Raw genomic sequence first — 19,423 nt, 5'->3', positions numbered from 1 at the left:
GCGGGCCGCGCCGGACCTAGAGCAGCGATCGCGCGGTTTTCGCCGGGTCGGCGGGGTCGGGCACCCATTTGTCGCCGGCATAGTCGAAGTCGATGTCGATGGCGCCGCTGGCACGGTCGATCCGGACCAGGCACTTTTTCCACGCGGGCTTGTCGGCGACGCGCATCGCCGACTGGAGCTCCTGAAACAGCGTCAGCGCCCGAAAGCCGTCCGGCGTCGCAGCCTCCCACTGGTCACCGTCCCAGTACATATATCCGAACAGGCGCTTGCGATCGGCGATCTCCGCGACGACGGCGATCCGCTGCCACGGCCGGGCGGCGTATTTTGAACCGCGCACGATCTCGCTGCCGATTTCCTGAACCAGCGTGTCGGCGCGCTGCCGGTCGAAAGCGACTTGCTGCATCTGGTCACCCGAATTCGCCGGCATCGCCAGCACGATCATTGGTTCAGGATCCGCGACATGTCGGCGTTCGGCACGCGCTGGAACTGCTGCCCCGCAGCATTGTCGAACAGCTCCTGGTTGTCAAAGACGCGGCGTCCCGCGTCGTTGAACACTTCATAGGTCGCGCCGACCTGATCGGGACGCCCGCCCGTCCCGCCGATCAGCTCAACCTCGACCCGCACAGTACCGCCGTTGCGGATCCATCCGGCCCATTCATTCTCCAGCGTCTTGTAGGCGGAGCGGTTGAAGTTGAAATTCTGGGGGAACATGTTGCGCGTGCCCTGGTCGCCCAGGAAGCGGTGGCCGATCACATGGCCGGCATCGTCATCGGACAGGCCCCGCGCGCGGGTGACGTCCTGTGCGTCGAGTTCGGCGTTGCCGCGCGGCGTTCCGCTCGGCTGCAGTTCGGACAAGGTGGCGGTGACGCGCGTCGGATAGCCGTTGGCATCGACCGTCCATTGCACGCTGTTGGCGCCGACCCGTGCGGTCAGGTTGGTCGCGGTCGCCGCATTGGCGGCGGCGCGCGGCGCGAAGAAGTCGTCGAGCTGGCGCTTCATGTTCCCGATCGCGTCGCGCGCGCCGGCCGGCAGCGCGTCGATCGCCGATTGCGGGATCGCATCGACGGCATCCTTGACGGCGCGCAACCCGGGCTCGAGCGTGGCGCGCAGTGCCGGGTTGCGCGCCACCGCGCCGACCGCGTCATTGATCGTGTCGGCCCATTTGCCGATCTTGCCGAGCTTCGCCGCGTCGCCGAGCGCGGGGACGATCGCGACGCCGGAGATCACGCCGTTCAGCGCGTGGCCACCGGCATCGCCGAAATCACCGGAGAACAACGAGCCGATCGCGCGGCCCGCGGAGACGACCGCGTTGGCCCCGTCGCTGATCGGCGTCGGATCGAACAGGCCGGTGATGTCGAGCGCCATCTGGCCAAGGTCGAGGCCGAGCTGGACGGGGTCCGGCCCCGGAGACGCGGCGACGGCGAGCGCGTTGTCGTTGGCGGCATCGAGCGCGCGGGCGAGCTCGCCGCGCTCCACGGGCGAGAGCTGCGCCTCGACCTGGGTGGTCAGGGTGCGCAGCGTGACCGGGTCGCCGGCGGCGCGCGCGTTCAGGTCCGCCGCCAGCGCGCGTGCATCGAAGCTGGCGCTTGCGACCGCCTCGCCGGCGCGCCGCGACAGGTCGCTGCCGATCGCGCCCGGCGGGCTGCTGGCTGTCGCTGCGGCGGACTCGCTTGCGCTGACCATCGTTCGTCACCCGGCACCATTATTCCGATGGGCGAGAAGAACATGATTCGCGATCGAGGGCGCTCCTCGATGCGATTAGGCGGGCTAGTCGGATCGATTAGGCGCGGTCGTCCCCGGCCTCGCGCATCCGGCGCGCGAGCACTTCGGTTTCGATCAGCCGGATGCCAAGCCGCGCCAGCGGCGCGGTCAGTTCCGTCGGATCGGCATGGCGGCCGCGTTCGTCCATGTCCATGTCGAGCGACATCGACGCGTTTCCGTCAGCGGCCACCGCCAGCGTGACTTCGCGCGCGGCGCACCCGGCCGGCAGGGTGATCTGAGTCTCCGTCGTCCGCGCAGCGGCGTCCAGCGCGCGTTCAAATCGGTCGGCATCGGCGAACGCAACATCGACGGCGGCGCCGGCCGGGGGCGCGGACGGCGCGGGCGCCCCGTCGACCCTGTTCCCCGCCGGTGGCGGGACGGCCGCCATATCGTCACGATCCGGCCGCGCTTCGCCGCCGACCGGACCGGGCAGCGGCTCCGGCCGCGACCATCCTTCGGCGACCGCGAGCGGCCCGGCATCATCCTGGGCCTGTCCGAGCCGTTTCAGCGCGTGGCGAAACCGATCCCCGGGGGACGGCTCGGCGGGCGCGCGTGGGGGGGCCGCGTCGCCGCGCTGTGCGCGGGCGGCAGCGGGCGTGGGCGTGGGCGTGGGCGAAGCTGGCCGTGGTGCATCGATCATGCGCGTCTCCGATGGTCCTCGCGTTCATTTTCGGCATGCCGGTCGCGGCGGCGGCGCTCATCGCGCAAGGCGCGATGGTGCAGGCCGGCAACGGCTTCCTCGCGCGCTTGCGCCCGCAGCATGCCCGCGCGCGCCTCGCGCAATGCCGTTGCGGCGTCCGCGCGTCGCTGGATCGCCGCGCCGTACAGCGCCTGCGTTTCATGCAGCTCGCTTTCGCGACGATCGAGGCTCAGCCGGATCATCTCATCGGCCGGCGCGCGACAGCGGGCGGCGCGCGCCGCATCCAGCGCGACATGCTGGTCCCGGAGCGTCAACTCCAGGCGCGTGACCGCCGCCTCGCACGCCGCATGGTGCGCGCTCGCCGCGGCGAGCGTGTCGCGCGCACGATCCAGCTCGCGCGCGCGCAGGCGGCACAGCGTCGCCAGTTCTGCCGCGCCGTGCGTCATCCCTCAAAGCCCCTGAGCAGCGTGCGGGTGAGGGCGATGTCCGATGCATCATGCGATCCCTGCCGCAAGAATCCGTCGATCGCCTCGCGCATCGCCAGGGCGCGGTCCGCCATCGCGTCCTGGCCCGGCCGGTAGTCGCCGACCTGGACGATCAGTTCGATCTCGGCGAGCTTGGCCAGCATCGCGCGCAGCTGGGTCGCCGCCGCGATCTGGCCCGGGTCGCACAGCTGCGACATCAGGCGGCTCTGGCTCGCCAGCACGTCGATCGCGGGATAATGCCCCTTTCGGGCGAGCGCGCGCGACAGATATAGGTGCCCGTCGAGCAGCGAGCGCACCTCCTCGCCGACCGGGTCGTCCTCCTCGTCCTCCAGCAGCACGGTGTAGACGCCGGTGATCGCCCCGGCCGCATCGGTCCCCGCGCGCTCGAACAGGCGTGGCAGCTCCGCGAATACCGACGGCGGAAAGCCGCGCCGCACCGACGGCTCGCCCGCCGCCAGCCCGATCTCGCGCAGCGCGCGGGCAAAGCGCGTGACCGAATCCATCAGCAACAGGACATGGCGGCCTTCCGCGCGGAACCCCTCCGCCATGGCGGTCGCGGCATGCGCGGCACGCACGCGCTCAAGCGCGGGTCGATCCGAAGTCGCGACAACGACCACCGATCGTGCCAGCCCCTCCTCGCCCAGATTGTCCTCGATGAACTCGCGCACTTCGCGGCCGCGCTCGCCGATCAGCGCGATGACGATGACGTCCGCCCGCGCCTGGCGGGCAAGCATGGCGAGCAGGGTGCTTTTCCCGCCCCCGGCGGCGGCGAACACACCGACCCGCTGGCCGCGCCCGACCGGGACCAGCCCGTCGATGGCGCGCACGCCGGTGGGCAGCAGCCGGTCGATCCGCTGACGCGTCATCGGGTTGGGCGCGACGGCATAGAGCGGACGCGACATCGACCCGCGCGGCGGCGCACCGCCGTCCAGCGGCTCCAGCCGGGCATCGAGCACGCGCCCGAGCAGTGCATCCCCGACGGGCACCCGGTCGTCGCCGGCACGCACGATGACCTCGGCCTCGCTCGACAGCCCGCGCAGGTCCCCCAGCGGCGACAGCAGCAGTTCGCCGTCGTTCATCCCGACGACCTCGGCAAGCAGCGCGGGGCGTCCGGCCACATCGAGCAGCGCACAGGTCTGGCCGATCCGGCCGGTGACGCCGGCGACCCGGATCGCGGTCCCGACCGCGCCCTTCAGCCGCCCGCGCTGCTCGACGACGGGCGCCGCGTCCAGCCCCCGGAACATGGCATCGATACGCGTCTCAAGCGTCATCGGCATGTTCCAGGCGCAAACGGATCGCTTCGATCTGCACGTCGCGGTCGGCGATGATCCGGCTGTCGCCCGCGATCACCCGGCATTGCGTATCATCGAGCGCAGGGTCGCCGCGGACGATGATCGCCCCGGCATCCATCTCTGCCAACGCCCGCTCGACGACCGGCGCGACGCTTTCCGACACCTCGACCGTTACCGGCCCGGCACCGACCAGGTCGGCCACGGCGCGCCGGGCGATACCGCGGATCACGGCCTCGTCATCGAGCGTGTCGACCATCCGGTGAAGTGCCGTCAACGCGAGCTCGGCGACCTGATGCTCGAGCATTTCACGGTGGCGCAGCGCCTCGCCGGCAACGGCGGCGACCGCGTCCGCAAAACGCTGCATGCCCGCCGCCTCGCCCGCCGCAAAGCCGCGCGCCGCCGCCTCGCGCTCGACCGTCGCCGCTGCCTCACGCCCCGCCTGTCGCTCGCGCTCCAGCATGTCGAACAGGGCAACGGCGTCGGCAAGCGGCTCGCGATCGGCGGCGCGCACGATCGGCCGATCGCTGGCGAGCAGCGCGTCGCGGTTGGCGCGGATCAGGTAGAAGCTCATGTCTCGGCCTCGCCCACCGCCTCGGCGATCGCCACGAACCGCGCGGCCTGGGGATCAGCCGTTTGCGCGCCCGCGGGCCGCAACGCGCCGGGAAGCGCCCCGCGCGCCAGCGCCTCGCCCTGCGCGCGCAACTGGGCGGGCGGCGGCAGCGGACGATCGCCACCGGGGGGCAGCGCCAGCACCGCCTCCAGCACCCCTTCCCCCACTTCCGCGGCAAAGGCGCGCAGCATGTGTCCTTCGATGACGCGGCCCAGCGCGTCGCGCGCGGCGACCAGCGCGATCAGCTTGAAAGCCGCCGCCTGCGCGTCCGACGCACCCGCGGGCCAGCCCGGCCAATGGGCCAGCTCGGCGAGCGAAACGGTCGCGTTGGGAGGAGCGCCGGCGAGCCGGGCCGACCGACGTGGTGCCACGCCGTGATCGCGCGCCAGCCGCGCACGCGCGACCAGCCGGCGGCGCGCCGCCGCGCTCATTCAGGGTCGCTCCGCACGACCGGCAGCGTCGACCGCCCCCGGCGCATCGTCAGCGCGACGATCAGCCCGCCGATGCCCAGGGCGGCCAGCACCGCCGCGAGCCAGGGCTGGCCGAAACTCGCCATCGACATGCCGCTGCGCGCGGGCGCGGCCTGAGCCGGAAACATGACGACCGAGACCTTGTCATAGGACAAGCCCTCGATCGAATTGGTGACGAGCGACTTGATCGCGCCGGTCTGGCTGCGCAGCTCGAATCCCGGCTGATACTTGATGAACACCGCCGCGGACGACGGCTTGACCTTGTCCGACAGCGGATCGGGCTGGGGGATGGCCAGATGGACGCGCGCCTCGACCACCCCGTCGATCGCGCTGACGGTACGGCCCAATTCCTGCGACAGCCCGTACATCAGCCGCGCCCGGTCCTCGGTCGGGGAGGAGACGAAGCCCTTCTTCGCGAACAGGTCGCCGAGCGAGGCGAACTCGTCGCGCGGCAGGCCATTGCTGCGCAGCACCTCGACCGATTGGGCGAAGTCGGCGGGCGCGACCGAGACGCTCCATTCGCCCTCCCCGCTCGACTGCTTGGTGGCCGCGATATTGGCGTTGCGCAGCGCCGCGATCATTTCGTTGGCCTGGCTCTCCTTGAGCTTGCCATAGAGTTCCTGATTGCCGCACGCCGCCAGCGCCAGCATCAGGCCGATGGCGAGCCAGCGGCGGCAGGATCGGATCCAGGCCATGCGTCCTCCTTGTCCCGCCCTGTTCAGCTTTGCTGACGGAACAGCTGCTGGATGCCGTCCGAGCTGCGATTGGCGATGTTCGACGTGAGCTGGCAGTGGAACATGAATTCCTGGCACTGCATGGTCAGCTGGACCATCTCGCCCGGCGTCAACTCGCCCGCCGACAATTCGGCCGACCGCGCATATTCCGCCACGCTCTTGGCCTCGACATTCACCTTGTCGAGCGTTTCGAGCAGCCCCTTGAGCGCGGGCGGCACGTCGTCGCCCGGTGCGATCGCCGAGGCGCGATCGAGCGCGGCGGCGAACTCGCCCTGCGCGCCGGCACCCGGTTGCTGTGGAACGGGCGGGGCGAGGTCGACGACCAGCGGCTCGACCGGTGCGGCGGCCGCGGCGGCAAGGGCTTCGATCGACATGGTCAGCCCTTCCGCGCCATGGTTTCCAGCGCCTTCGACACGCTGTCGAGCGAACTGTGCGAGCTTTGCGACAAAAAGCTCATCTTCATCGATTCGGCGGTCAGCTGGGTGATCTGTGACGGGGTGTCGCCGCCTTCATTGGCGATCAGGTCGGAGCGTTGCTCGATCGCCGCCGCCTGATTGTCGAGCGCCTTGCCCCAGGCACCGGCAAAGGCCTCGAACCAGTTGGCGGGGGTCCGGCTGCGGTCCATCGGCCCGGCGCTCATCGGGGCGGCGGCCAGCGCGTTGAGGCCGTAGGTGGGGGTGATATCGGTCATCGCATTACTCCTCTCAGATAGTCGTCACAGCCGGATTTCCTCGGTCCGGCCATTTTTCTCGAAGCGCACCCGGCCGGCCTCGACCGACACCAGCCGATGCCCGGTCGGCAGGATTGCGCCGGGAAACCAGCGCGCGCCGTCGGCGGTCACGATATGGCCGGGATCGGCGACGACGCTGGCCAGGCCGGTGCCGCTGCGCGCGAAAAAGGATTGCAGCGCATCGCCGCCGGCCGCGCGATCCAGCCGGAAGGCGACACGGCGCAGCCCCGGCAGGTCGCGGCGCAACAGCCGGACCAGCTGCTGCTCGCGGTCGTCGGACAGATAGGGCGCGATCACCGCGATGCTGCCCAGCCCCAGCGGCTCCGCGCGCGCGGGCAGCCCCTGGGCCTGCAGGATGTCGGTTGCCGCGCTGGCGATCGACGCCGCCGACGTCACGTCGACCATCACGGGCACACCCTGCTCGGCGGCGAGCGTACGCAACCGGATCAGGTCGCCTTCGTCGGAAACCATGCCGCTGACGATCAGCCCGCCGGCCGGGTTGCGACTGACCGAGAGGTCGCCCAGTCCGGCGTCCGCCAGCCGGCCCTGCAGCGCGCCCGGTCCGGACCATTGCTGCTCGATCGCCGAACCCAGCGGACCCGATGCGGCCAGCAACAGCACCATCGACGCGGTCACCACCCCGAGCCGCATGATGCCGATCCGGTCGATCGCGGCCTCCAGCGTGCCGCGCGCACGACCCGCGATTTGGGCGGACATGCTGGGCGCGGGCAGCGGCACCGCTGGCGCGCCGCACGGCGACGCAGCAATCGCCAGCGCCTCGTCCCAGCGATCGGCGCCGCGCTCGCCATGCGCGATCAGGAATTCGCCGAAACGGAACGGCAGATAGGGCGGGAGCTGTGCCGAGTCCTCCGGCCCCATCGTCCGGCCCAACAGCTCGGCCTGGCCGCTGATGACGCGCAGGCGGATCGTGCCCGCGTCATCCTGGCGGGTCAGTTCGATGACGCCGTCGCGCGTTCCGGTGCCGCGCAGCACGATGTCGTTGGCCAGACCGTGGCCGATGCACAGCCGGTCCGCCATGCCGAGCGGGTGTTCGCGCCCGGCCAGCCGGCCTTCGAGGATCCGCACGATGTGGGGCGCGGGGGGATCGGCACGGGCCATGGCTATCTCCGCTTGCGCTGTCGCTTGGGCTTGACGGGTGCCGGCGCGATCGGAACCGGCGGGGTGGCTGCGGCGGGCTGGACCGCCACCGTGTCGATCGGGATGATCCGCGGGGTGATCAGGAACAGCCGCTCGGTCTTCTGCCGGCGCTTGCTGCGCGACTTGAACAGCTCGCCCAGCACCGGAATGTCGCCGAGCAGCGGGATCTTGGTCTCCGCATCGAAATCCGCATTGACGGTCAGTCCGCCCAGCAGCAGCCCCTCGCCCTCGTTGATCATCGCCTGAGTATTGACGCTGGCGCGATCCACGATCGGGATATCGTCGACCTCGGCATCGAGCACCGCGCCATCCTCGACACCCACGACCATGCGGATGCGCGTCCGGCCGTTGTCGTACAGGACATGCGGGTTGACGCGAAGCACGGTGCCGGCGGTCACGTTGAACAGGTCGACCTGGCGGTCGCCGGCCACGCGGACATAGAAGGTCCGGGTGCGGTCGAACACCGCCTCGACATTCGACAGCGTGACGATCTGGGGCCGCGACACAACGCGGGCCGCGCCCTTTTCCTCCAGCGCGCTCAGCCGCCCGATGAATTCGCGGTTGGACCCGATCACCCCCGACAGCGACAGGCCCCGATTGACCTGGCCGAGCCGGGTGAAGTCGACGGCGGGATCGCCGGTGCGACGGACGATGTCGCCGCCGAACAGCGAGCTGAAGCCTTCGCTCTGGATCCGCCAGTTGATACCCAGCTCGCGCAGGCGGTCGATGTTGAGGTCGATGATCGTCGCCTCGAGCTCGACGATCATCGGCCGGACGTCGAGGGCGCGGACCAGCCCTTCATAAGCGGGCATGTTCTCCGGCCGGTCGCGCACGACGACCGCGTTGATCGACGGATCGATCGCGATGCGGGGACCGCGCTGGGCATAGCCCGGCCCGCTCTCTGCCGCGACCGCAGGGCCCGGCGGCAAGCCGAGCAGTTCGTCCTCATAGGGCGCGATCTGGGGCGTCTGCGCGGGACCGGGCGGCACGGCGTTCAACCCCCGGCCGCCCAGGCGCGGCTGGCTCTGGCGCACCGAGCGCCCGCCATAGCTTGCATAGACGCTGCCGGCGACGGGCGCGCCGTCGCCCATGATGCGACTGAGCGTCGATCCGACACCGGGCACGATCAGCTCGCGGCCACCCGCCATCAGCGTCGTATCGTCGGCGCGGGCATAGCGCAGATAGAAGACGCGAAGCTCATAGGGCTCGACCCGCTGATAGCCGCGGCCGCGCGCCGGGCTGATCTGGGCGGTTTGCGGAATGTCGGGCCGCGTGGGCAGCGCGCTCGCCAGCTGCGCGACTTGGTCGAGGAACTTGGGCACGCCAGTTGCGAGCACCGCGTCCTCCGACACGGCGCGGACCTGGTTGATGCTGTCCGAAAGTCCCGATTGGTTGACCGCCGACACCAGCTCGCCGCCGCGCCGCGACACGACCGGGATCGTGCGGCTCTGCACTTGGCCGGCGGGATAGACGATCACCGTCGACCCGTCATGATAGGCGACGAGGTTGAACGAGCGCGCAATCTGGCTCCACACGGTCGCGGCCGCGCCCTCGAACCGGCCGTTGATCCGGCCCTTGACGGCAGGGTCCACGCTGACCGTCAGGCCGGCCGAGGAAAAGAAGCGGCGGATGAATGCCGCGACCTCGTCGTTGCGGGCATTGAGCGCGACGCGACGATCGGCAAAGGGCGGGTCGCCCGCCGCAGCGGGAACCGCCGACAGGGCCAGGCCGGCGGTGGCAAGGATCGTCGTCATCAGACGGCGCACGGTCATTCGGCAGCTCCCAAACCCACATCCTCCTCGATCGTGATCGGTGTCCGGTCGAACTGCGCGACGATGTCGAGCGGCACGCTGGGCGACAGCTCGTTGAAGGCGAGCACGGGCGTGTCGAACACGTCGCCGGCGATCAGCCGCCGCAGCGGCCGGCGCAGGTCGAACGCGGTGACGATCGCCCGCGCCCCGCACGAGGCGAGCTCGCGCTTGAGCATCGCGATCATCGTGCGCGCCTGTTCGGGCTCCATCGCCAGACGGGCCACGCCGTCGACGGGCCGGACATTGTCGCGCAGAAAGGATTCGAGCGTCGCGCCGACGATCAGCACGCGCAGCCGCCCGTCGGTGCACAGGGGCGGGGTCAGATACCGCTTGACCGCAACCCGGGTCATGTCCGCGATGGGGATCGCGTTGCGTTCGGACTGGCCGGCGTCCGCGATCGCCTCCAGCACGTCGCGTAGGTTGCGCAGCGACACTTCCTCCTCGACGAGCAGGCGGATGACCTCCGCGATGCGGGCGGTCGGCACCGCGCGCACCGCTTCCTTGACGACATCGGGATATTCCGCGCCGATCCGGTTGAGCAGCGTCGTCACCTCCTGCAGGCCCAGGAACTGGCCGACATTGCGCCGCAATGCGTTCTCGACCTCGGGCAGGACCCGGTCGACCTCGCCCGGGTCGAAGCAGCCCGACGCTACCGGTGCCTCGTTGACGAACAGCGCCCAGCGTCCGCGCTGGCCCGCCCCCGGCGCGATCTCGATCGGCGGGACGGCGAGGCCGATCCGCGCCTGGATGCGATCCAGCAGGCGGCTCGCCTCTGCGCTCAGCGTGGCGACCATCGCTGCATCCAGTCCGTCGGCCGACAGTTCCAGCACCAGCGGCTTGACCGGGGCCAGTGCGCCGGGCCGCGCCTCGATCCGATCGGGCAGCGCCGCCGGGCGGCTGTCGAGCCGGCGCGCGCGGCCGCTGATCCACACCCGGCCGGCGGGCAATTGCCACGCGCCCCCAAAGGCCAGCGCAAGCGCGAGCGCGAGGAAAACCAGCGTCGGAAAACCGGGGATCAGCCCCAGCAGCACGCACAGCCCGGCAGCGATGAACAGGACGCGCGGCTTGCCCGACAATTGGCGCGCGATTGCCGGGCCAAGCTCGCGGTCCTTGTCCTCGTCGGTCGTGCGCGTGACCAGCAACCCCGCCGCCATCGCGCTGAACAATGCGGGAAGCTGGGCGACCAGGCCGTCGCCGATCGTCAGGATGGAATAGGTGTGGACCGCGTCGCCCGCGGACATGCCGCGGTTGAACACGCCGATCGCCAGCCCGCCGATCAGGTTGACGAGAACGATCACGATCGACGCGATCGCATCGCCCTTCACGAACTTCATCGCGCCGTCGAGGCTGCCGTGCAGCTTGCTCTCCAGCTCGAGCGTGCGGCGGCGCGCGCGCGCTTCGTCCTTGTCGATCAGGCCCGAGCGCAGGTCGCTGTCGATCGACAATTGCTTGCCGGGCATGGCGTCCAGGCTGAACCGTGCCGCCACCTCGGCCACGCGCTCGGCCCCTTTCGAGATGACGATGAACTGCACGATCGTGATGATCAGGAACACGACGATCCCGACGATCAGGTCGCCGCCCGCCACCATCTCGCCGAACTGCTGGACGATCGCGCCGGCATGCGCCTCGGTCAGGATCATCCGCGTCGTCGCGATCGACAGCGATAGCCGGAACAACGTCGACAGGAGCAGGACGGTCGGGAAGGTCGACAGGTCGAGCGGTTTGGCGATGTAGAGCGTGCTGAGCAGCAGCAGCACGCCGATCGTCATGTTCGCCGCAATCAAGAGGTCGAGGACGACCGCAGGCAGCGGCAGGATGAGCAGGCCGACGACGGCGACGACCAGGCCGACAAGCAACAGGTCGGCGGCGCGAATGCCGCCCCTCGGCAGCTTCGCGAGCATGGCGGCGAAACTCACCGGCCCGGCCCGGTTCCGCTGCGAAGTTGCTGATAACGCGCCATCACGCGACCGACATAGTTGCGGGTTTCCGCATAGGGCGGCACGCGGTTGCCATAGCGGGCGACGGCGCCCTCCCCGGCGTTGTACGCGCTCAGGATCAGCTCGAAATTGGTGCCGTAGCGCCGCTGCAACCGCTTCAGGTGGCGGGCGCCGGCGTCGATGTTGGTCGCCGGATCGAACAATGCAGGGTCGGCCACCCCCAGCCCGCGGCCGGTCGCGGGCATGATCTGCATCAGCCCGCGCGCACCCGCCCTCGACACCGCGCGCGCGCGATAGGCCGACTCGGTGGCGATGACCGCGTGCAGGAAGAGCGGGTCGATGCGATGCCGGCTTGCCGCGCGGCCGATCACGTCGTCGAACTGCGAATAGGAAAGCCGCGTGACCGTCCCGGCCGGAGCGGTCGGCGGCGACCAGCTGGACTGCGACGCGCCGGACGCATTGCGCGCGTCCTCGGGATCGGGCTTGACCCCGATGATCCGCACGATGTCCGGTCCCGGCTGGACCGGCACCGTCGGGGTGGCGACCATCCGGTCCGTACAGGCAGCCAGTGAGGACGATCGCAATTGAGGTGAAGATGTCGCCGTCCGGATTTTGGACGCGATCGGGCATTCGTCAAGAACTTCCGTATTGAACGGGTCCTTCGCGAAAGACGGTTTTGCCGATAATACCGATACCGACAGTAAAGCTGCCGCAGCGCATTGAATGATTACCCGGGCTTCGATCATGCACACGATCTCCACACACCGTCTGTTACGCACCCGAAACCCGTTCGCGGACTGGAAAGTCCGGAAGTCAGGGCATCACGCCGACTCGCTTCTGCTCGCGCCGTCGTGCTGCGAATGCTGCAATTTTGTCCTCTGTATCAAGTAGGAAGTGTGCCAAGTGCGATGAACCGTGCGTTCATTTACGGTGAATGGAGTTTTCGCTGCGGCCAGATGATACACGTAACAACTTTTCGTCAATAAATGGCTTTTCATTGCGGGATCGTAATGTCCTGGAAATCACTCGGATCGCCACACTGTCCCGGCATTTACTTGACGCTGTCACCAATCTGCCATCATCCTTTGCCTAGCGATATGAGTCATGAACTGATCTATTATCCGCGACTTGCTTGCAATAATTCCTAGTCTTCCCGGGCGTTCGTCTGACGCCAACCGGAGCAGTGGATGGCCGAGAAGAATGACGGCGGCGACAAGACCGAGAAGCCGACCCTCAAGCGGCTGCGCGACGCCCGCAACAAGGGCGATGTGGCGAAGTCGAAGGACTTTGGCGCTGCGATCGGCCTCGTCATGTGGCTGCTGCTGTTCCTCGGCGCGGCCGGCTTCATCGGCGTGCGGATCGCCGCCTTTGCCGACCTCGCCGTCGCGCGCGCGACCTCGGGCAATTTCAGCACGTCGCTGAGCGTGGTGGGATGGTCGGCCGGCGCGATCGTGTTGTTGGCGGCCGCGGCGACATTGCTGCCGTCGGCGGTGATGGGCGTCGCGGGCGAATTCTTTCAGGTCGGCGCCCTGTTCAGCACGGAGAAGCTGAAGCCCAAGCTCGACACGCTCAACCCGGTCGAGGGACTGAAGCGGATGATCAGCCTCGACAATCTGTTCGAGCTCGCCAAGACGCTGATCAAGGCGCTGCTGGTGCTTGGCGCCGCCGGCATCGTGCTGGCCGGATCGGTCGACGAATATGCCGCGCTGGCGCATGCGGCCGCGTGGATGCCGTTCCCCGGCAGCGGATCGGGGATCGCGGCCGCGGTGCTCGACCTACTGCGTGCGCTGACGATCCAGCTGGTCGCCTGGTCAGTGGCGATCTTCCTGCTCGTCGCGCTGGCCGACCGGCTATGGACGCAGCACCGCTACATCAAGAAGCTGATGATGAGCCGGCGCGACATTCGCCAGGAACACAAGGACAATGAAGGCGACCCGATGCTGAAGGCACAGCGTCGCCAGCTGCACGAGGAATGGGCGAACCGCAATGCGGTGCAGGCCAGCCGCAACGCCAACGTCCTGCTAACCAATCCGACCCACCTCGCCATCGCGCTGGATTATGACCCGGCGGACTGTCCGGTTCCGATGGTCGCGGCGAAGGGAGAGGGGCCGCTAGCCGCCGCGATGCGCGAGGCGGCGGTCGAGGCCGACGTGCCGATCGTGCGCAATGTCGGGCTGGCCCGGCGGCTATGGGCGACCGCCGAGATCAACGAGATCATCCCGGAAGCTGAATTCGACGCCATTGCCGAGATCATCCTGTGGGCCCGACGCGCCCGCGCAGGCGATGTCCAGCCGATCCGCGAGGATGCCGAATGAACATTCTGGCGGTATTGTCCAGCCTGCTGGCGGTGGTGATCGCGCTCGCGATCGTGCTCGGCCTCGCCTGGATCGCGTTGCGCGCGCTCAAACGCTGGCAGGACCGCTTCACCGGTGTGCGTGGCGAGGACGATCGCACGATCCGTTTCCTGCGCGCACTGCCGGTCGGCCAGAACGAGCGCGTCGCGATGATCGAGGTGAATGACGAAGTGCTGCTGATCGGGGTGACCTCCGGCGGCGTCACCCTGCTGCGCCATTGGCCGGCGGGCGCAGGCGGCCGTCTGGCGACGTCGGAGAATCCCGATGCGTGACCTGATCGCCACCTTGCCGCAGGTCGACGCGGACGATGCCGATCGGCGCAACCGCCTGCTCGGCGCGCTGAACGGCTGGGTCGTCGACGACGGCGTTGTCCGGGCCCGGATCGTCGGGCCACCCGGCGCGCTGTGCGACTGGGTCATATGCGGCAACGGCGCGGCGATCGGCTTCGACCGGCACGGCGGCGCACCCTGCGGCTCGCCCGGCGTCGACGGCGTCGCCGCGGTCGAGCTGATCGACCGGTTCGAACCGCTGCTCGCCCTGATCGAACGCGCGCTCGGCATCGCGATCGACCCCGAGCGTGTCGACCCCCGGCCTCCGGCCGGCGGGCTGCCGGTCGAGCTGGCGACGCTGGATGCCCGACGGGGCGTCGCCGACCGGCTATGGCTGATCGTGCCGCAGGACCTGGCGCTGCTGGCGGCCACCGGACCCTTCGCGTCGCCATTGGCGGCGCATGTCACGCTCGACGGTCGCCTGCACTTCCCCGGCCCTCGCCTGTCGCCCCTCGACGCCGCCGAGCTGGGTGCCGGCGACCTGGTGCTGATCGGCGCAGGCCCGTTCGATGCCGTGCTCGACGCCGACGGCGTGCCTCCATGTCGCGGGCGCTTCGATCCCGGCACGCGCGTCTTCACCCCGACTGCGTTCACGCAAGGAGTCCCGAATGGCGGATGATCCCGAAACCGGCGTTGCGCCCGCACCGGCCGACATACCGGGCGCCGAACCCCCCGCGGCGCGGTTCGCGGTGCCCGTCACGATCGCGCTCGACCGCCAGGCGATCCCGCTTGGCCGGCTGCAGGCGGTGCGCGAGGGTGCGGTGCTGCCGGTCGAGGCCGCCGACGGCGCGCTTCGGGTCGAGCTGCTGGCGGGCGGTCGCGCTTTTGCCCGCGGCACGCTGGTCGGGGTCGGCGATGGCTATGGCGTGCTGGTCGATGCGCTGGTGAGCGAGCACTGAGCGATGGACCTGTCGAGCTTCACGCCGGGCTCCGCGCTCGTCACGGTCGTGCTGATCGCGCTCGCGCCGTTCTTTGCGGTGATGGTGACGTCGTTCACCAAGATTGTCGTGGTGCTCAGCCTGATCCGCAACGCGCTCGGGCTTCAGCAGGTGCCGCCCAATCTGGTGCTCAACGGCCTGGCGCTGATCCTCTCGCTCTATGTCATGTACCCGACGATCCAGCAGATGGCGGCGGCGTCGGGCGAGACCGAGGTGCCGGCGCAGACCGACCAGCTGTTTGCCGCCGCCGATCGTTCGAAAGAGCCGCTGCGCGCATTCCTGATCCGCCACAGCGACCCCGGCGAGCGTGCATTCTTTCAGCGCACTCAGGCGCGCGTCGCCGAGCGGTCGGGCACCGCGCCCGCGCGCGATACCGATTTCATCGTCGTCATTCCCGCCTTCGTCGTCAAGGAACTGACCGTCGCGTTCCAGATCGGCTTCCTCATCTTTCTTCCCTTCCTGGTCATCGATCTGGTCATCTCCAACATCCTGCTGGCGCTGGGCATGATGATGCTGTCGCCGGTCACCATCTCGCTGCCGTTCAAGCTGTTGCTGTTCGTGCTGATCGATGGCTGGGTGAAGATCAGCCACGGGTTGGTGCTCAGCTATGTCTAGCCGGATGCGGGCCAGCGGAGCGCGATCGTGACCGAATCGATCGTCGGGGTCACCGTCGAGGCGTTGTGGCTGGTGCTGCTGTTGTCCGCGCCGCCGATCATCGCGGCATCGGCGGTGGGGCTGCTCGTGGCGATCGTCCAGGCCGCGACCCAGCTTCAGGAACAGACGCTGCAATACACGCTCAAATTCTTCGCGGTGGTGCTGACGCTGTTCGTCACCGCGTCGCTGCTGGCGGCCACGCTGTACCGCTTTGCCGACACGATCTTCGTCAATTTCCCCGGCATGGTGCGCGGATGACCCCGGATACCGGATGGATGGACCAGCTGCTGATCGTGGCGCTGGCTTCCGCCCGGTTCGGCTCCGCCTTTGCCTTTCTGCCGCTGTTCGCGCCCGACACGGTGCCGCCGATGGTGCGCAACAGCCTGATCCTGACGCTGGGCGGCGTCGCCTACTGGATGACGACGGGTATCGACCCGGCCGCGCTGGGCATTTTTGCCTGGGCGCGGCTACTGCTCAAGGAAGCGGTGGCGGGGGTCGTCATCGGCTTTTTCTTCGGCACGCTGCTCTGGGCGATGGAGGCGGCGGGCGAAATCATCGATGCCAAGGTCGGCGCGACGATCGGCCAGGTGCTCGAGCCCCTGGGCGGCAACCAGGTTTCGCTCAACGGCGCGTTGCTCGCCCGGCTCGCCAACGTGCTCTTCGCCTCCGTCGGCGGGCTGATGCTCCTGGTCGCGACCATCCTGGAGAGCTTCGCGATCTGGCCGATGACCGCCGACTGGCAGTCGCTGGACATGCGCGGGCTTGTCCTGTTCGAGGGCGAGTTCGGCCGACTGATGACCCTGGCGGTGGTGCTGGCGGCACCGGTGATCGTGTTCCTCTACGTCGTCGACGCTTCGCTGGGCCTGCTCAACCGCTTTGCCCAGCAGCTCAACGTCTTCCAGCTGTCGATGTCGATCAAGGCATGGGCGGCGACCGCGCTCGTCCTGATGCTGATTCCGCTGTTCGCGCAGCTGCTGGTGGGCGAGATCGCGTCGCGCAACGACGTCGTCCGCGCACTGATCGGAGCATTGGCGCGATGAGCCCCGGCGAAGCACAGGACGAGGAGGCACGGCTGCGCGAGCTGATGCGGCTGCTGCGCAAGGCGGACGCGCAGGCCGAAACCGAGGCGCAGCTGGTCGGCGAATATCGCATCCCGCGCTCGCGCATTCCCGACCGGCACGTGACCGGCATCCAGACGCTGACCAAGACCGAGGTGGCGGTACTGCGCTTTCTGGGCTGGGGAAGGGCCAATGCCGACATCGCCACGCTGCTGGCGATCAGCGAGAATACGGTGCGTGTCCACCTGAACAACATGTGCCGCAAGCTCGAGCTTGATGGCGTGCGCGAGCTCAATGCGCTGGCCGGCCTGCTCTTTCACCCGCTCAACTAAACGGCAGCCAGCTAAGCGATTCGACTAGCCGCGCTAGTCGGATCGGTGAGTGAGGTGCAGGCGAAACTGGAGGACAAGAGTGTCGACGACGGCGGCCAGCGATCCCCGCCACGCCGCCGTCCCGCCCCGGCTCCGGCGGCATGGGAGCGCGACGCATCTTTTGAGGAGAAGGCATATGTTCGGCATCGGCGGTTTCAATCCCGTTTCCCTGCTCGCCACCGCGGCCATGGGCCCGATGGGCGGTATCATCGCGCAGCTGGCGACGCAGGTCGTCTCGCAGATCGGCCAGCAGTTCATCCAGCAGCTCGGCCAGCAGATGGGCCTGCCCCAGTCGGCCATCGAAATGGCGCAGGGCGCGTTTTCCAGCTCGTTCGGCGATGTGCAGGGCACCGCGCGCAACCTCGACGAAGCGATCGAGGCGCTGGGCAACGAGGCCGGCGATACGGCGGCCCAGATCGGCCAGGCGCAGCGCGACACCTTTGACCAGATCCTCGATCTGGCGCGCGAATCGGCCGAAAGCGAGGATGCTCGCTCGGCACGCGCCGGCGGCAAGGCGCCGGGCTGGCTGATGGCGATGGCGCGCTCGCTGGGCAGCACCCTCAACAAGCTCGGCGACGAGATGGAACAGGTGTCCAACCAGATCAAGGACGGCAAGGCGAGCCTGTCCACCGAATTCACCGTGCTCGGCCAGCAGTTCAGCATGGTTTCCAACGCGTCGGGCACCACGCTGAAGGCGGTCGGCGAAGGCATGGCGAACATGGCCCGCAAGGGGTAATTCGTCCTGATTTCAAAACGCTTGGGGGGCTCGTGCATTGCGCGGCCCCCCTTCCCGACTTACCAAGAGAGCGAGGTGAAGCGTATGCCCCAGATCAAGTATCTCGCCGTCGTCGCGGTGGCTTTCGCCGGTATCGGAACCGCCGCCGCCCAGGACATGCCGACATGGGACCCCACGGTCGAGGGGCTTGGTCGGGTGATGCAGCATGGCGTCACCGAGGCCAATCGCCAGCGTCGTTCCGACAACAAACAGTCTGCGCCACTGGCGTCGCGGGACGCACGCTCGATCTGTGCGAACAAGCAAAGCTACCAGGCGAATCTTTCGCCCGCCAAGGCGCAACGGCTCGCGGCGCTCTGCGCCAGGGCAGGCTATTGACGCACGCGCAGGCGATCGCGCGTGATGCGGGATCCGGGCTTTCGGCACGCACGGAACGCCGGGGGGCGATGATCGCCAGGCGGGTTGCCGGCGGCGCCGGGTGGACCGTTGCGGTCACACTGGCGCTCCCCGCCGTCGCACAGGACCTGTCGCCCGCGATCGACCCCTGGCAGGTCGGTAATGGCATATTGGTCAGCAACATTCCGTTGACCGCCGAAGCCGCGCAGCCGGCCTCGCCCGTTCAAACGCGTTACCGACCAAGCGCCGCGGTCAGCGCCCGGGTCGCCCAGACACTGGCCACCGAGTCCGAGAAGCTCGCCCGGGGCTCCGGGGCCGAGATGCGCGCCATGGTCACGTCGGGCAAGCCGATGCGCGAATTCGCCCGGCTGGCGCCCGGGCTGGGGCTGGCGCGCAACGACGCGGCGGATGCCCTTGCCTTCTATCTCGTCGCGCAATGGGGCGTCGCGACCGACTATCGCGGGCGCGTCACCCGCGCGCAGATGACCGCAGTCCGCGATCAGGTTCGCGCGGCGTTTCCGACGATCAGCAGCAAGCTGCCGACCGACGCCAAGCGCCAGGAATTCGCCGAAACGCTGATCAACCAGGGCGTCATCACCGCCGGCATCCATGAAGCGGCGGTCGCCGCCGGCATGGAGTCGCGCGTGGCCGAATTGAGCCGGATGGCGCGCCGGGGCGGCACCCGAGTCTTCGGCGGCGATCCGGGCGATTTCGAGTTGACCGATCGTGGCCTGATCAAGCGTTGATAGCGCAAGAGACGGGTCGGATAGTCGATCCGATTACCGCGCCTAATCGGATCGCGGAGCGCATTCGTCGCCCGGCTGTGCTGATATGGCGGTGAAAGCACAGAAGAAAGCGAACACGACATGACGATCGATCGCATCGGATCCGGCCCGGTTGCCCCGATTGGCGGCGGCGCATCGCCTGCGGTGCCGCTGGCGGCCGAAGCGCGAGCTCTGGCA

At 69.0% G+C, this 19,423-nt stretch carries 25 protein-coding genes; 11 read left to right on the top strand and 14 right to left on the bottom strand.

All coding sequences use genetic code 11. The features are described 5' to 3' along the window. Window positions 1-16: 16 nt before the first annotated feature. The 14 genes from AX709_RS03020 to AX709_RS02960 form a co-directional block, all read right to left on the bottom strand. Entirely contained in the window at window positions 17-442 is a 426-nt protein-coding gene (locus AX709_RS03020) for a hypothetical protein (RefSeq protein ID WP_066546625.1), read from the bottom strand. Continuing rightward, entirely contained in the window at window positions 439-1,683 is a 1,245-nt protein-coding gene (locus AX709_RS03015) for a DNA/RNA non-specific endonuclease (protein ID WP_066546622.1), read from the bottom strand. The genes AX709_RS03020 and AX709_RS03015 overlap by 4 nt, the downstream gene beginning before the upstream one ends. 97 nt (window positions 1,684-1,780) lie before the next feature. Continuing rightward, complete coding sequence (locus AX709_RS03010; RefSeq protein WP_066546619.1) at window positions 1,781-2,401, bottom strand: hypothetical protein; 621 nt, start codon at window positions 2,399-2,401, stop codon at window positions 1,781-1,783. After that, window positions 2,398-2,847, bottom strand: a complete 450-nt coding sequence (locus AX709_RS03005; protein WP_066546617.1) for a hypothetical protein — start codon at window positions 2,845-2,847, stop codon at window positions 2,398-2,400. Before AX709_RS03005 ends, AX709_RS03010 begins: the two co-directional genes overlap by 4 nt. Continuing rightward, window positions 2,844-4,157: a FliI/YscN family ATPase gene (locus AX709_RS03000; protein ID WP_156454125.1), complete on the bottom strand. Its 1,314-nt coding sequence runs from the start codon at window positions 4,155-4,157 to the stop codon at window positions 2,844-2,846. The genes AX709_RS03005 and AX709_RS03000 overlap by 4 nt, the downstream gene beginning before the upstream one ends. Beyond that, the gene (locus AX709_RS18120) at window positions 4,147-4,749 is read right to left on the bottom strand and encodes a FliH/SctL family protein (RefSeq protein WP_082731598.1); all 603 of its coding nucleotides are present in this window, start codon (window positions 4,747-4,749) and stop codon (window positions 4,147-4,149) included. Before AX709_RS18120 ends, AX709_RS03000 begins: the two co-directional genes overlap by 11 nt. Beyond that, window positions 4,746-5,219, bottom strand: coding sequence for a hypothetical protein (locus tag AX709_RS18470; RefSeq protein ID WP_156454124.1), 474 nt, complete (start codon window positions 5,217-5,219; stop codon window positions 4,746-4,748). Before AX709_RS18470 ends, AX709_RS18120 begins: the two co-directional genes overlap by 4 nt. After that, on the bottom strand, window positions 5,216-5,953 hold the full coding sequence (gene sctJ, locus AX709_RS02990) for a type III secretion system inner membrane ring lipoprotein SctJ (protein ID WP_066477041.1): 738 nt from the start codon (window positions 5,951-5,953) through the stop codon (window positions 5,216-5,218). The genes AX709_RS18470 and sctJ overlap by 4 nt, the downstream gene beginning before the upstream one ends. A gap of 23 nt (window positions 5,954-5,976) precedes the next feature. Beyond that, complete coding sequence (locus AX709_RS02985) at window positions 5,977-6,366, bottom strand: hypothetical protein (protein ID WP_066477039.1); 390 nt, start codon at window positions 6,364-6,366, stop codon at window positions 5,977-5,979. Window positions 6,367-6,368: 2 nt separating this feature from the next. Beyond that, window positions 6,369-6,683: a hypothetical protein gene (locus AX709_RS02980; RefSeq protein ID WP_066477037.1), complete on the bottom strand. Its 315-nt coding sequence runs from the start codon at window positions 6,681-6,683 to the stop codon at window positions 6,369-6,371. Window positions 6,684-6,707: 24 nt separating this feature from the next. Further along, a complete protein-coding gene (locus AX709_RS02975) occupies window positions 6,708-7,841 on the bottom strand; it encodes a hypothetical protein (protein WP_066546608.1) in 1,134 nt (377 codons plus the stop codon). 2 nt (window positions 7,842-7,843) lie between these two features. Continuing rightward, window positions 7,844-9,652 (bottom strand): type III secretion system outer membrane ring subunit SctC, encoded by a 1,809-nt coding sequence (gene sctC, locus AX709_RS02970; RefSeq protein WP_066546605.1) that lies wholly within the window; start codon window positions 9,650-9,652, stop codon window positions 7,844-7,846. Beyond that, window positions 9,649-11,592, bottom strand: coding sequence for a flagellar biosynthesis protein FlhA (locus tag AX709_RS02965; RefSeq protein WP_082731596.1), 1,944 nt, complete (start codon window positions 11,590-11,592; stop codon window positions 9,649-9,651). Before AX709_RS02965 ends, sctC begins: the two co-directional genes overlap by 4 nt. Window positions 11,593-11,603: 11 nt before the next feature. Beyond that, a complete protein-coding gene (locus tag AX709_RS02960; protein WP_066546600.1) occupies window positions 11,604-12,176 on the bottom strand; it encodes a lytic transglycosylase domain-containing protein in 573 nt (190 codons plus the stop codon). 639 nt (window positions 12,177-12,815) lie between these two features. Between AX709_RS02960 and AX709_RS02955 the strand changes: the two genes are divergently transcribed. The 11 genes from AX709_RS02955 to AX709_RS02905 all read left to right on the top strand — a co-directional run bounded on the left by AX709_RS02955 (window position 12,816) and on the right by AX709_RS02905 (window position 19,207). Beyond that, a complete protein-coding gene (locus tag AX709_RS02955; protein WP_066546598.1) occupies window positions 12,816-13,943 on the top strand; it encodes an EscU/YscU/HrcU family type III secretion system export apparatus switch protein in 1,128 nt (375 codons plus the stop codon). After that, the gene (gene fliO, locus AX709_RS02950; protein WP_066546597.1) at window positions 13,940-14,254 is read left to right on the top strand and encodes a flagellar biosynthetic protein FliO; all 315 of its coding nucleotides are present in this window, start codon (window positions 13,940-13,942) and stop codon (window positions 14,252-14,254) included. The genes AX709_RS02955 and fliO overlap by 4 nt, the downstream gene beginning before the upstream one ends. Then, window positions 14,247-14,930, top strand: coding sequence for a hypothetical protein (locus tag AX709_RS02945; protein ID WP_066546595.1), 684 nt, complete (start codon window positions 14,247-14,249; stop codon window positions 14,928-14,930). The genes fliO and AX709_RS02945 overlap by 8 nt, the downstream gene beginning before the upstream one ends. Then, the gene (locus AX709_RS02940) at window positions 14,920-15,210 is read left to right on the top strand and encodes a FliM/FliN family flagellar motor C-terminal domain-containing protein (RefSeq protein ID WP_066546593.1); all 291 of its coding nucleotides are present in this window, start codon (window positions 14,920-14,922) and stop codon (window positions 15,208-15,210) included. Before AX709_RS02945 ends, AX709_RS02940 begins: the two co-directional genes overlap by 11 nt. 3 nt (window positions 15,211-15,213) lie before the next feature. After that, complete coding sequence (gene sctR / locus AX709_RS02935; protein WP_082731281.1) at window positions 15,214-15,864, top strand: type III secretion system export apparatus subunit SctR; 651 nt, start codon at window positions 15,214-15,216, stop codon at window positions 15,862-15,864. A gap of 27 nt (window positions 15,865-15,891) precedes the next feature. Further along, window positions 15,892-16,161 carry a type III secretion system export apparatus subunit SctS gene (gene sctS, locus AX709_RS02930; RefSeq protein WP_066477021.1) on the top strand — a complete coding sequence of 90 codons (270 nt, stop codon included), beginning with the start codon at window positions 15,892-15,894 and terminating at the stop codon, window positions 16,159-16,161. Then, window positions 16,158-16,943, top strand: a complete 786-nt coding sequence (sctT, locus tag AX709_RS02925; RefSeq protein ID WP_066546590.1) for a type III secretion system export apparatus subunit SctT — start codon at window positions 16,158-16,160, stop codon at window positions 16,941-16,943. Before sctS ends, sctT begins: the two co-directional genes overlap by 4 nt. Then, window positions 16,940-17,293, top strand: coding sequence for a helix-turn-helix domain-containing protein (locus AX709_RS02920; protein WP_066477016.1), 354 nt, complete (start codon window positions 16,940-16,942; stop codon window positions 17,291-17,293). The genes sctT and AX709_RS02920 overlap by 4 nt, the downstream gene beginning before the upstream one ends. A gap of 175 nt (window positions 17,294-17,468) precedes the next feature. After that, the gene (locus AX709_RS02915; protein WP_066477015.1) at window positions 17,469-18,068 is read left to right on the top strand and encodes a hypothetical protein; all 600 of its coding nucleotides are present in this window, start codon (window positions 17,469-17,471) and stop codon (window positions 18,066-18,068) included. Between the two features lie 84 nt (window positions 18,069-18,152). Then, window positions 18,153-18,443, top strand: coding sequence for a hypothetical protein (locus AX709_RS02910; protein ID WP_156454123.1), 291 nt, complete (start codon window positions 18,153-18,155; stop codon window positions 18,441-18,443). A 68-nt stretch (window positions 18,444-18,511) separates the two neighbouring features. After that, window positions 18,512-19,207: a DUF6683 family protein gene (locus AX709_RS02905; RefSeq protein ID WP_156454122.1), complete on the top strand. Its 696-nt coding sequence runs from the start codon at window positions 18,512-18,514 to the stop codon at window positions 19,205-19,207. Window positions 19,208-19,423: the final 216 nt, after the last annotated feature.

It is taken from the genome of Sphingomonas sp. CCH15-F11 (assembly GCF_001557005.1).
Taxonomy (GTDB): Bacteria; Pseudomonadota; Alphaproteobacteria; order Sphingomonadales; family Sphingomonadaceae; genus Sphingomonas.
Note: the sequence above shows the minus strand (reverse complement) of the source record. Positions and strands in the feature narration are given on the sequence as shown.

What these genes read in the sequence shown, in the direction of transcription:
- AX709_RS03020 (WP_066546625.1), bottom strand. Translation starts at nt 442, where the DNA reads ATGATCGTGCTGGCGATGCCGGCGAATTCGGGTGACCAGATGCAGCAA.
- AX709_RS03015 (WP_066546622.1), bottom strand. Translation starts at nt 1,683, where the DNA reads ATGGTCAGCGCAAGCGAGTCCGCCGCAGCGACAGCCAGCAGCCCGCCG.
- AX709_RS03010 (WP_066546619.1), bottom strand. Translation starts at nt 2,401, where the DNA reads ATGATCGATGCACCACGGCCAGCTTCGCCCACGCCCACGCCCACGCCC.
- AX709_RS03005 (WP_066546617.1), bottom strand. Translation starts at nt 2,847, where the DNA reads ATGACGCACGGCGCGGCAGAACTGGCGACGCTGTGCCGCCTGCGCGCG.
- AX709_RS03000 (WP_156454125.1), bottom strand. Translation starts at nt 4,157, where the DNA reads ATGACGCTTGAGACGCGTATCGATGCCATGTTCCGGGGGCTGGACGCG.
- AX709_RS18120 (WP_082731598.1), bottom strand. Translation starts at nt 4,749, where the DNA reads ATGAGCTTCTACCTGATCCGCGCCAACCGCGACGCGCTGCTCGCCAGC.
- AX709_RS18470 (WP_156454124.1), bottom strand. Translation starts at nt 5,219, where the DNA reads ATGAGCGCGGCGGCGCGCCGCCGGCTGGTCGCGCGTGCGCGGCTGGCG.
- sctJ (WP_066477041.1), bottom strand. Translation starts at nt 5,953, where the DNA reads ATGGCCTGGATCCGATCCTGCCGCCGCTGGCTCGCCATCGGCCTGATG.
- AX709_RS02985 (WP_066477039.1), bottom strand. Translation starts at nt 6,366, where the DNA reads ATGTCGATCGAAGCCCTTGCCGCCGCGGCCGCCGCACCGGTCGAGCCG.
- AX709_RS02980 (WP_066477037.1), bottom strand. Translation starts at nt 6,683, where the DNA reads ATGACCGATATCACCCCCACCTACGGCCTCAACGCGCTGGCCGCCGCC.
- AX709_RS02975 (WP_066546608.1), bottom strand. Translation starts at nt 7,841, where the DNA reads ATGGCCCGTGCCGATCCCCCCGCGCCCCACATCGTGCGGATCCTCGAA.
- sctC (WP_066546605.1), bottom strand. Translation starts at nt 9,652, where the DNA reads ATGACCGTGCGCCGTCTGATGACGACGATCCTTGCCACCGCCGGCCTG.
- AX709_RS02965 (WP_082731596.1), bottom strand. Translation starts at nt 11,592, where the DNA reads ATGCTCGCGAAGCTGCCGAGGGGCGGCATTCGCGCCGCCGACCTGTTG.
- AX709_RS02960 (WP_066546600.1), bottom strand. Translation starts at nt 12,176, where the DNA reads ATGGTCGCCACCCCGACGGTGCCGGTCCAGCCGGGACCGGACATCGTG.
- AX709_RS02955 (WP_066546598.1), top strand. Translation starts at nt 12,816, where the DNA reads ATGGCCGAGAAGAATGACGGCGGCGACAAGACCGAGAAGCCGACCCTC.
- fliO (WP_066546597.1), top strand. Translation starts at nt 13,940, where the DNA reads ATGAACATTCTGGCGGTATTGTCCAGCCTGCTGGCGGTGGTGATCGCG.
- AX709_RS02945 (WP_066546595.1), top strand. Translation starts at nt 14,247, where the DNA reads ATGCGTGACCTGATCGCCACCTTGCCGCAGGTCGACGCGGACGATGCC.
- AX709_RS02940 (WP_066546593.1), top strand. Translation starts at nt 14,920, where the DNA reads ATGGCGGATGATCCCGAAACCGGCGTTGCGCCCGCACCGGCCGACATA.
- sctR (WP_082731281.1), top strand. Translation starts at nt 15,214, where the DNA reads ATGGACCTGTCGAGCTTCACGCCGGGCTCCGCGCTCGTCACGGTCGTG.
- sctT (WP_066546590.1), top strand. Translation starts at nt 16,158, where the DNA reads ATGACCCCGGATACCGGATGGATGGACCAGCTGCTGATCGTGGCGCTG.
- AX709_RS02920 (WP_066477016.1), top strand. Translation starts at nt 16,940, where the DNA reads ATGAGCCCCGGCGAAGCACAGGACGAGGAGGCACGGCTGCGCGAGCTG.
- AX709_RS02915 (WP_066477015.1), top strand. Translation starts at nt 17,469, where the DNA reads ATGTTCGGCATCGGCGGTTTCAATCCCGTTTCCCTGCTCGCCACCGCG.
- AX709_RS02910 (WP_156454123.1), top strand. Translation starts at nt 18,153, where the DNA reads ATGCCCCAGATCAAGTATCTCGCCGTCGTCGCGGTGGCTTTCGCCGGT.
- AX709_RS02905 (WP_156454122.1), top strand. Translation starts at nt 18,512, where the DNA reads ATGATCGCCAGGCGGGTTGCCGGCGGCGCCGGGTGGACCGTTGCGGTC.